Origin of the sequence: Halomonas sp. G15 (genome assembly GCF_021282295.1) — a bacterium.
In the GTDB taxonomy this organism is placed as follows: domain Bacteria; phylum Pseudomonadota; class Gammaproteobacteria; order Pseudomonadales; family Halomonadaceae; genus Halomonas; species Halomonas alimentaria.
Window position 1 is genome coordinate 1 of record NZ_JAJSPA010000064.1, and the last position, 9,617, is coordinate 9,617.

The following is a 9,617-nucleotide window of genomic DNA, read 5'->3' on the forward strand; positions in this document are numbered from 1 at the left end:
TGTCAATCGGAATGTTTCGAAAGTAAACCGAAAAACTCCATGCAGAACAATCACTTCTGCCACTTCCACCGCCTGCAACGTGTGCCCGTCGCCGGCAGCGGATGCGTACTTTACGGCTTTCCCCGGCGGCGTGCAATACCTCCGGATAAAAAGTTTCGGGAGTATGGCACTCCCTACTTGAGCACGACCCGGGCATACCGCTTCTTGCCCGCCTGGATCACATAGCTGCGGCCGGTCTCCAGCATGTGATCACGCGCCACCGACTCGCCATCGACCTTGACCCGGCCATTGCCGAGCATGTCCTTGGCCTGGGCACTGTTCCTGGTCAGCCCGGAGCGGTTGAGCACGGCAGCGATCGGTGCCTGGGCACCACCCTCGAAGTCCACCTCGATCTCGGGGAGGTCCTCGGGAAGCTCGCCCTCGGCCAGCTGGTTGCCGGCGGAGCGGTGGGCGTTGGCCGCGGCTTCCTCGCCGTGGTAGCGAGCGATCAGCTCACGCGCCAGGACCATCTTGATGTCGCGTGGGTTGGCGCCCGCCTCCACGTCGCGCTTGAGCGCCTCGATCTCCTCGTTGGGCTTGAGGGAGAGCAGCTCGAAATAGCGCCAAATCAGACTGTCGGGCATCGAGACCAGCTTGTTGAACATCGCCCCCGGCGCCTCGTCGACACCCACGTAGTTGCCCAGTGACTTGGACATCTTCTGCACGCCGTCGAGCCCTTCCAGCAGCGGCATGGTGATCACCACCTGGGGCTCCATGCCGAAGTGCTTCTGGATCTCGCGCCCCATCAGCAGGTTGAACTTCTGGTCGGTGCCGCCCAGCTCGATATCCGCCTTCAGGGCCACCGAGTCGTAGCCCTGGACCAGCGGATAGAGGAACTCGTGGATGGAGATCGACTGCCCCCCCTTGTAGCGCTTCTCGAAGTCGTCCCGCTCGAGCATGCGAGCCACCGTGCTCTGCCCGGCCAGCTCGATCATGTCGGCGGCACTCATGGCGGTGAACCACTCGGAGTTGAAGCGCACCTCGGTCTTGTCGGCGTCGAGGATCTTGAACACCTGCTCCTTGTAGGTCTGGGCGTTGGCCTTGACCTCCTCCTCGGTAAGGGGCTTGCGGGTGACGTTCTTGCCGGTGGGGTCGCCGATGCGACCGGTGAAGTCGCCGATCAGGAAGATGATCTCGTGCCCCAGGTCCTGGAACTGGCGCATCTTGGTCAGCAGCACGCTGTGTCCCAGGTGCAGGTCCGGGGCGGTCGGATCGAAGCCCGCCTTGATGCGCAGCTTGCGCCCGGACTTCAGCTTCTTGACCAGCTCCTCCTCCAGCAGGATCTCCTGGGTTCCCCGCTTCAGCAGCGCCAGCGCGCTCGCCACATCACTCATCGTCTCCTACTCCACGTATCAGGTTGCCCGGCCCCGATGAGGCCATCGAATGGGGCAGGATGGTAGCATGAGTCGACGCTCTGCGCTGACGCCACACTGCCCCGGGAGACCGCCATGCCCCTATATATCGGCCTGATGTCCGGCACCAGCCTGGACGGCATCGATGCCGCCCTGGTGGAGATCGATGACAGGCCAGCCGGGGGCCACCCCCGCCTCCTCGCCAGCCACGCCGAGCCGATGCCGGCAGCACTGCGGTCGCGGCTCTGGGAGCTCTGCCACGCCGAGCGCGTCGGATTCGCCGAACTGGCGGCGGCCGAGGAAGCCTTCTGTCGGCTCCAGGCAGAGGCCGTGACCGCCCTGTTGGCCGCCAGCGGAACAGCGCGTGAGGCGGTAGTGGCCATCGGTAGCCATGGCCAGACCATCGAGCACGCCCCTTATGGACATCCCGATGGGAGCCATGCCAATGGCCCCGCCTACACCCTGCAGCTCGACAACCCCAGCCGGCTGGCCGAACTCACCGGGATCGCCGTGGTGGCCGACTTCCGGCGTCGCGACCTGGCGGCGGGTGGCCAGGCGGCTCCGTTGGCACCGGCCTTCCATGAGGCACTGTTCCGCGATCGCCACGAGTGGCGGCTGGTACTCAATCTGGGCGGCTTCGCCAACCTGACGCTGCTGCCCCCCGGTGAAGACGAACGCGCCCCCCTGGGATTCGACTCGGGGCCGGCCAACGCCCTGCTGGACGCCTGGCACGCCCGTCACCGCGGCGGCGCCTTCGACGCGGACGGCGCCTGGGCCGCCTCGGGACGGGTCGACGAGACGTTGCTGGCACGCCTGCTGGAGGAGCCCTTCTTCCATCTGCCGCCACCGCGCAGCACCGGTCGCGAGCTCTTCCATCTCGACTGGCTGGAGAAGCGGCTGGGCGGAGAGGAGCGCCCCGAAGATGTGCAGGCAACCCTCGCCGAGCTGACTGCGGCGAGCGTCGCGCTGGCCGTGGAGATGGCCCGGGAGCGGTTCGATGCCCCGCCCGCGGCCCGGCTGATCCCCTGTGGCGGCGGCGCCCACAATCGCGACCTGCTGGGGCGGCTGGCCCGCCGCCTGCCCGAGGCGACCCTCGGCGACAGCGCCGAGTGGGGCTGGCCGGCCGACTGGCTGGAGGCCGGCGCCTTCGCCTGGCTGGCCTGGCGACGACTGGCCGGACTCCCGGGCAACCTGCCCAGCGTCACCGGTGCCGCCGGCCCCCGGGTACTGGGAGGGGTCTACGCCGCCTGATCGCCGCCCTTCGGCAGCGGTTCAGAAGTCGTCGTCACGCTTCAGTGAAAGCTGACTGGCGGCTTCCTTGGCCTGACCGATCCCCTCGCTACCTTCCCCACCGCCATACTTGATCATCATGCGCAGGTCGTTGGCCGAGTCGGCGTGCACCAGCGCCACCTCCTCGGAGATCCTGCCCGCCTTGAACAGGTCATAGAGGGCCTGGTCGAAGGTCTGCATGCCGAGATCCCGAGAGCGCGACATGACGTTCTTGATCTCGGAGACCTCCCCCTTGCGCACCAGGTCACCGATCAGCGGCGACTTGAGCATGATCTCGATAGCCGGACAGCGCCCGCCATCCAAGGTGGGCAGCAGCTGCTGGGCGACGATGGCACGCAGGTTGAGAGACAGGTCGAGCCACACCTGGGCGTGCCGTTCGATGGGGAAGAAGTTGATGATGCGATCCAGCGCCTGGTTGGCGTTGTTGGCGTGCAGCGTGGCCAGGCAGAGGTGGCCGGTCTCGGCGAAGGTCAGGGCGTGCTCCATGGTCTCGCGAGTCCGCACCTCGCCGATCAGGATCACATCCGGCGCCTGGCGCAGGGTGTTCTTGAGCGCCACCTCGAAGGAGTCGGTGTCGATGCCCACCTCGCGCTGGTTGATGATCGCCTTCTTGTGCGGGTGCACATATTCGATGGGATCCTCGACGCTGATGATATGCCCGCCCAGGGTCTCGTTGCGCTGCTGGATCATCGACGCCAGGGTGGTCGACTTGCCGGTGCCGGTGCCGCCCACCACGAACACCAGTCCGCGCTTGTTGTTGGCCAGGTCACCGAGTGTGGAGGGCAGCGACAGCTCCTCCAGATGGGGAATCTCGAAGCCGATACGGCGGATCACCATGGCCTTCTGGTTACGCTGCTGGAAGGCGCTGACGCGGAAGCGCCCCTTGCCCGACAAACTGAGAGCGAAGTTGGCCTCGTGCTCCACCGCAAAACGCTCGCGGAGCATCTCCGGGATCGACGCCGCCACCAGCTCGTTGACCTGCTGAACGCTGAGCCCCTGCTCGCCCATGGGGGTAAGCCTGCCCGCCATCTTGATGGTCGGCGGCGCCCCCACCGAGATCAACAGATCCGAGGCGTCCTTCTGCACCATGATATCCAGCAGCTGGTTGAGCCACTCTTGAGCCGTCATCTCCCTGCTCCCTCTGCCTGTAGTGTTGTTCTGTCTCGCCCCTGACTCGCTCAGATCATGCCCTTGGCCTTGGCCTGGGCCTCGTCACGAGCCACCACATTGTCCGTTACCAGCTTGGCCAGGGCGGCATCCAGAGTCTGCATGCCCAGGTTGCCGCCGGTCTGGATGGCCGAGTAGATCTGCGCCACCTTGTCCTCGCGAATCAGGTTACGCACCGCCGCGGTGGCGACCAGGATCTCGTGGGCCGCCACCCGGCCCCCACCCATGCGCTTGAGCAGCGTCTGGGAGATCACCGCCTGCAGCGACTCCGAGAGCATCGAGCGCACCATGGACTTCTCGTCGCCGGGAAAGACGTCGATGATCCGGTCGATGGTCTTGGCGGCGGAGGTGGTATGCAGGGTGCCGAACACCAGGTGGCCGGTCTCGGCCGCGGTGAGCGCCAGGCGGATGGTTTCCAGGTCACGCAGCTCACCGACCAGGATGATGTCCGGGTCCTCGCGCAGGGCACTGCGCAGCGCCGGGGCGAAGCCATGGGTGTCGCGGTGCACCTCGCGCTGGTTGACCAGGCAGCGCTTGCTGCGGTGGACGAACTCCACCGGGTCCTCGATGGTCAGGATATGCTCGTAGCGGTTGTCGTTGATGTAATCGATCATCGCCGCCAGGGTGGTGCTCTTGCCCGAGCCGGTGGGGCCCGTGACCAGGACCAGGCCACGCGGCAGCATGGAGAGCTGGCGGAAGGTCTGCCCCATCCCCAGGTCCTCGAGGGTCAACACCTCGGTGGGGATGGTACGGAACACCGCCCCCGCACCGCGGGCCTGGTTGAAGACGTTGACACGAAAGCGCGAGATGCCCGGCACCTCGAAGGAGAAGTCGGTCTCGAAGAACTCCTCGTAGTCGCGGCGCTGCCGATCCGCCATGATGTCGTAGATCAGCTTGCGGACCTCGCGATCCTCCATGGCCGGCACGTTGAGCCGGCGGATATCGCCATCCACGCGAATCATCGGCGGCAGGCCAGCCGATAGATGGAGGTCGGAGGCGTTCTGCTTTGCCGAGAACGCCAGCAGTTCGGTAATATCCATGCGTTTTCCCTGCTCCCGATGTGGTGCGTCTTGTGAGGTCCAGTATGACAGAGCTTGAGACATGACGGAGCCGGTGATCTCCGAATCCCTTGCCGCCGCCCGGCAGCGCCTGGCCGATGCCCTGCAGCAGGCTGGCCGCCCGCTGGCCAATGCCCGCCTGCTGGCAGTGAGCAAGACCAAGCCCGCCGCCATGATCCGTGAGGCCTGGCACCTCGGCCAGCGCGACTTCGGCGAGAACTATGTCCAGGAAGCGCTGGACAAGCAGGACGAGTTGGCCGACCTCGCGGGCATCGTGTGGCATTTCATCGGCCCGCTGCAATCCAACAAGACCCGCGAGGTGGCCGAGCGCTTCGCCTGGGTACATAGCGTAGACCGCGTGAAGATCGCCCGGCGCCTCAACGATCAACGCCCCGAGGCGCTGCCACCCCTTCAGGTCTGCCTGCAGGTCAATATCAGTGCCGAGGCCTCGAAGTCCGGGGTGAGCCTCGACGAGCTTCCGGCCCTGGCCGAGGCGGTGCTGGCCATGCCGCGGCTGCGGCTGCGCGGATTGATGGCGATACCCGCCCCGGCCGAGGGGCTGGATGCCCAGCGCGCCCCCCTTGCCCGGCTGCGCCAGGCCCTCGAGGGGCTCCGCGAGCGCTTCCCCGAGGCGCCGCTGGACACCCTCTCTATGGGCATGAGCGACGATCTGGAGGCCGCCGTGCTGGAGGGTGCCACCCTGGTACGCCTGGGTACCGCCATCTTCGGGGCAAGACAGCGACACGAGTGACCCAACGCCGCGGCCGCCAGCGGCGGCCGCCTCAAGCGAGTGACACAGGACATTCCCATGGCAAACCGAGTCACCTTCATCGGCGCCGGCAACATGGCCGGCGCTATCATCGGTGGCATGATCGACAGCGGCTTCAGCGCCGATGCCATCACCGCCACCTCCCCCGATGACAGCATGCTGGCCCCGCTGCGCGAGCGCCTCGGCATCCAAACCAGCACCGACAACGCCGCGGCAGTGGCCGAGGCCGATGTGGTCGTGCTGGCGGTCAAGCCGCAGATCATGCGCCAGGTGTGCGAGGGCATGCGCGACGCCGTCCAGGCACGCCGCCCGCTGGTCGTCTCGGTGGCCGCCGGCCTGCCCGCCGAGACCCTGGAGCGCTGGCTGGGCGGCGACCTGCCGCTGGTGCGCTGCATGCCCAACACTCCCTCGCTGGTCGGCGCCGGCGCCGCCGGGCTCTACGCCAATGCCAAGGTCAGCGAGGCACAGCGGCGTCTGGCCACCGAGCTGATGGAGGCAGTGGGGCTGGTGGAGTGGGTCGACGACGAGGGCCTGCTGGAGGCCGTCACCGCCGTCTCCGGCAGCGCGCCCGCCTACTTCTTCCTGATGTTCGAGGCCATGGAAGAGGCCGGTGCCAGGCTCGGCCTGCCCGCCGACACCGCGCGCCGCCTGGCCATGCAGACCGCCCTCGGCGCGGCGAAGATGGCCATGGCCAGCGACAAGTCGCCGGCCGAACTCAAGCGCAACGTGATGTCGCCCGGCGGAACCACCGAGCGCGCCATCGAGCACCTCGAGCAGGCCGGACTGCGCACCACCCTGGCCGAGGCCATGGATGCCTGTGCGGCGCGTGCCCGCGAGATGGCCGACGAACTCGGCAAGAACTGAGCAAAGGTGCAGCCATGCGCTGCGCAACTTCAAGCGAATCCTGAGGAGGGCCCTTATGGGCAGCCAACTGGGCAGCGCCGGCCTGATGCTGGTCAACACCCTGATCAATATCTATATCTTCCTGCTGATGCTGCGCTTCCTGCTGCAGGCATCCCGGGCCGACTACTTCAACCCCATCAGCCAATCGGTGGTCAAGGTTACCCAGCCGGCGGTGCGCCCCTTCCAGAGCTTCCTGGGGCCGGTGATGGGGCGCTTCGACCTGGCCACCCTGGCCACCGGCCTGGTGATCAAGGCGGTCAGCATCGTGATCATCCTGCAGATCGCCGGCTTCGGCATCCCCTCCATCGCGGGGGTCGCCATCGCTGCCGTGGCGGCGCTGGCCAACGCCATCCTCAAGATCTACTTCTTCGCCCTGATCGTGATGATCATCCTCAGCTGGGTGGCACCCAACGCCAGCCACCCCGGGGCGCTGCTGGTCATGCAGCTGCTGGAACCGATCATGGCACCGGTACGCAAGGTGATCCCGCCCCTGGGCATGATCGACCTGTCACCGATCTTCGTGTTCATCGCCATCAGCCTGATCGATGGTATCGTGGTGACCTCGCTGACCCGTGCCGCCGGGGTGGCCGGGGCCCTGGTGGGGCTCTGAGGACCGCAGCGAACCACCTCCGCAACGACTGGACACGGAAGGACTGATGCCCGAGATCGCACGCGACTCGGTCGGACTGGTGACGCCCCAGACGGCGCACTTCGACGACCCCCTGGACCTGGCCTGCGGCATGACGCTGCCGGCCTACGACCTCGTCTACGAGACCTACGGCACCCTCAACGCCGAGCGCTCCAACGCCGTGCTGATCTGCCATGCCCTCTCGGGCCACCACCACGCGGCCGGCTACCACACCGCCGAGGAGCGCAAGCCGGGCTGGTGGGACGCCCATATCGGGCCGGGCAAGTCCATCGACACCGAGCGCTTCTTCGTGGTCTCGCTCAACAACCTGGGCGGCTGCCATGGCAGCACCGGCCCGGCCAGCACCAACCCGGAGACCGGGCGTCTGTGGGGCCCCGAATTCCCGATGATGACCGTGGGCGACTGGGTCCACAGCCAGGCCCGCCTGGCCGACCGCCTGGGGGTAGAGCGCTTCGCCGCGGTGATCGGCGGCAGCCTCGGTGGCATGCAGGCCCTGCAGTGGACCCTGAGTTACCCGGAGCGGGTCGCCAGCGCCGCGGTGATCGCCGCCACCCCCAAGCTCTCGGCCCAGAACATCGCCTTCAACGAGGTGGCGCGCCAGGCGATCCGCTCCGACTCCGAGTTCCATGACGGCTGGTACGCCGAGCACGACGCCATCCCCCGGCGCGGGCTCAAGCTGGCACGCATGGTGGGGCATATCACCTACCTCTCCGAAGACGCCATGGGCCACAAGTTCGGCCGCGACCTGCGCAGCGACGACCTCAACTTCGGCTTCGACGTGGAGTTCCAGGTGGAGTCCTATCTGCGCTATCAGGGCGACACCTTCTCGACCTCCTTCGACGCCAACACCTACCTGCTGATGACCAAGGCGCTGGACTACTTCGACCCGGCCTCCATTCATGGCGGCGACCTGGCCCGCGCCCTGGCCCCGGCGCAGTGTCCCTTCCTGGTGGTCAGTTTCACCACCGACTGGCGCTTCCCGCCCTCACGCTCCCGGGAGCTGGTCGACGCCCTGATCCGCGCCGGCAAGCCGGTCAGCTATGCCAACATCGACTCGAGCCACGGCCACGACGCCTTCCTGATGCCCGAGCCGCGCTACCAGGCGGTGTTTGCCGCCTTCATGTCGCGGGTGGCTCGGGACCTGGGCCTGGAGGAACGCCCATGAACCGCCCGGACTTCAAGCGGATCCACGAGTGGGTGCCGGCCGGCGCCCATATCCTCGACCTGGCCTGCGGCGACGGGACCCTGCTCGACGCCCTGGCCCGCGACAAGGGGGTCACCGGGTACGGCCTGGAGATCGACCCCGACGGCATCACCGCCTGCATCGCCCGCGGCGTCAATGTCATCGAGCAGAACCTCGATGACGGGCTGGCCAACTTCGACGACGGCGCCTGCGACCTGGTGGTGATGACCCAAGCCCTCCAGGCCCTGCGCCGCCCCGACCGTGCCCTGGACGAGATGCTGCGGGTCGCCGGCGAGGCGATCATCACCTTCCCCAACTTCGCCTACTGGCGTCATCGGGTCCACCTGGGCATCCGCGGCTACATGCCGGTCTCCAAGTCGCTGCCCCACGCCTGGTACGACACCCCCAACATCCAACTGTCGACCTTCAATGACTTTGAACAACTCTGCCGCGACAAGGGTCTGATCATCGTCGACCGGGCGGTGGGCATCGGCGATCACGAGGGCCACTGGACCTCACGCTGGTGGCCCAACCTGTTCGGCGAGATCGCGATCTTCCGGGTCACCCGCGGCTGACCCGAAACGACCGGTGGCTGACGCGGTGATTGACGGAAAGAGAGGGAAGACGATGAAGCGAGGCATCCTGAGCGCCCTGCTGACGGGCGCACTGACGCTGCTGGCGGGACAAGCCACCGCCCAGCAGTTCGAGCAGGTAGGCGACGTCCAGATCCACTACAGCGCGGTGACCACCAGCTTCCTGCCCGAGGCGGTGGCCCGCGAACACGAGATCCAGCGCAGTCCGGCGATGGCGCTGCTCAACGTCAGCGTGCTCGAGGAGCGCGAGGACGGCACCACCCGCAGCGTGCCCGCCCGGGTCGATGGCCGGGTCGGCGGAGTGGCCGAGGATGACGACGGCAGCCCGCTGAGCTTCCGCACCCTGCGCATCGGCGACACTCCCTCCCAGGTAGCGGTGTTCCGCATCGACGATGACGAGCCGATGCGCTTCGACCTGGAGGTGTACCACGACCGCAACGCCGAGCCGGCCCGTGTGCGCTTCATCCAGCGCTTCTATATCGACCGCTAGGGAACCACTGATCAATTCGGTTTCGAGCGACTGAGGAACTCAGAGTGACTCAATCACCGCGTCGGCGATCAATTTCCGACCACCTCATGTGGTCTGTTTTCCCTGGCAGCCAGGTTATCTGGCT

Annotated in this window: 10 protein-coding genes; 7 read left to right on the plus strand and 3 right to left on the minus strand. The window is 67.0% G+C overall.

Going from position 1 to position 9,617, the window contains the following annotated elements:
* Positions 1-173 precede the first annotated feature (173 nt).
* Complete coding sequence (gene tyrS / locus LWH48_RS17545) at positions 174-1,373, minus strand: tyrosine--tRNA ligase (RefSeq protein ID WP_232913586.1); 1,200 nt, start codon at positions 1,371-1,373, stop codon at positions 174-176.
* 114 nt (positions 1,374-1,487) lie between these two features.
* Between tyrS and LWH48_RS17550 the strand changes: the two genes are divergently transcribed.
* The gene (locus LWH48_RS17550) at positions 1,488-2,642 is read left to right on the plus strand and encodes an anhydro-N-acetylmuramic acid kinase (RefSeq protein WP_232913587.1); all 1,155 of its coding nucleotides are present in this window, start codon (positions 1,488-1,490) and stop codon (positions 2,640-2,642) included.
* 21 nt (positions 2,643-2,663) lie between these two features.
* Here LWH48_RS17550 and LWH48_RS17555 read toward each other — a convergent pair whose 3' ends face one another.
* Both LWH48_RS17555 and LWH48_RS17560 read right to left on the minus strand, forming a co-directional pair.
* Positions 2,664-3,809: a PilT/PilU family type 4a pilus ATPase gene (locus tag LWH48_RS17555; RefSeq protein ID WP_232913588.1), complete on the minus strand. Its 1,146-nt coding sequence runs from the start codon at positions 3,807-3,809 to the stop codon at positions 2,664-2,666.
* Between the two features lie 50 nt (positions 3,810-3,859).
* A complete protein-coding gene (locus LWH48_RS17560) occupies positions 3,860-4,888 on the minus strand; it encodes a type IV pilus twitching motility protein PilT (protein ID WP_232913589.1) in 1,029 nt (342 codons plus the stop codon).
* A 61-nt stretch (positions 4,889-4,949) separates the two neighbouring features.
* Here LWH48_RS17560 and LWH48_RS17565 point away from each other — a divergent pair, with 61 nt between their 5' ends.
* From LWH48_RS17565 to LWH48_RS17590, 6 genes are read left to right on the plus strand one after another with little or no spacing between them, the layout of a single operon-like run.
* Positions 4,950-5,657, plus strand: a complete 708-nt coding sequence (locus LWH48_RS17565; protein ID WP_232913590.1) for a YggS family pyridoxal phosphate-dependent enzyme — start codon at positions 4,950-4,952, stop codon at positions 5,655-5,657.
* Positions 5,658-5,714: 57 nt separating this feature from the next.
* Positions 5,715-6,539, plus strand: coding sequence for a pyrroline-5-carboxylate reductase (proC, locus tag LWH48_RS17570; RefSeq protein ID WP_232913591.1), 825 nt, complete (start codon positions 5,715-5,717; stop codon positions 6,537-6,539).
* 55 nt (positions 6,540-6,594) lie between these two features.
* Positions 6,595-7,188 carry a YggT family protein gene (locus LWH48_RS17575; RefSeq protein ID WP_161430155.1) on the plus strand — a complete coding sequence of 198 codons (594 nt, stop codon included), beginning with the start codon at positions 6,595-6,597 and terminating at the stop codon, positions 7,186-7,188.
* 46 nt (positions 7,189-7,234) lie between these two features.
* Positions 7,235-8,392 (plus strand): homoserine O-succinyltransferase MetX, encoded by a 1,158-nt coding sequence (metX, locus tag LWH48_RS17580; RefSeq protein WP_232913592.1) that lies wholly within the window; start codon positions 7,235-7,237, stop codon positions 8,390-8,392.
* Positions 8,389-8,985: a methionine biosynthesis protein MetW gene (gene metW, locus LWH48_RS17585; protein WP_232913593.1), complete on the plus strand. Its 597-nt coding sequence runs from the start codon at positions 8,389-8,391 to the stop codon at positions 8,983-8,985. The genes metX and metW overlap by 4 nt, the downstream gene beginning before the upstream one ends.
* A 52-nt stretch (positions 8,986-9,037) precedes the next feature.
* Positions 9,038-9,493, plus strand: a complete 456-nt coding sequence (locus LWH48_RS17590) for a DUF4426 domain-containing protein (protein WP_232913594.1) — start codon at positions 9,038-9,040, stop codon at positions 9,491-9,493.
* Positions 9,494-9,617 lie beyond the last annotated feature (124 nt).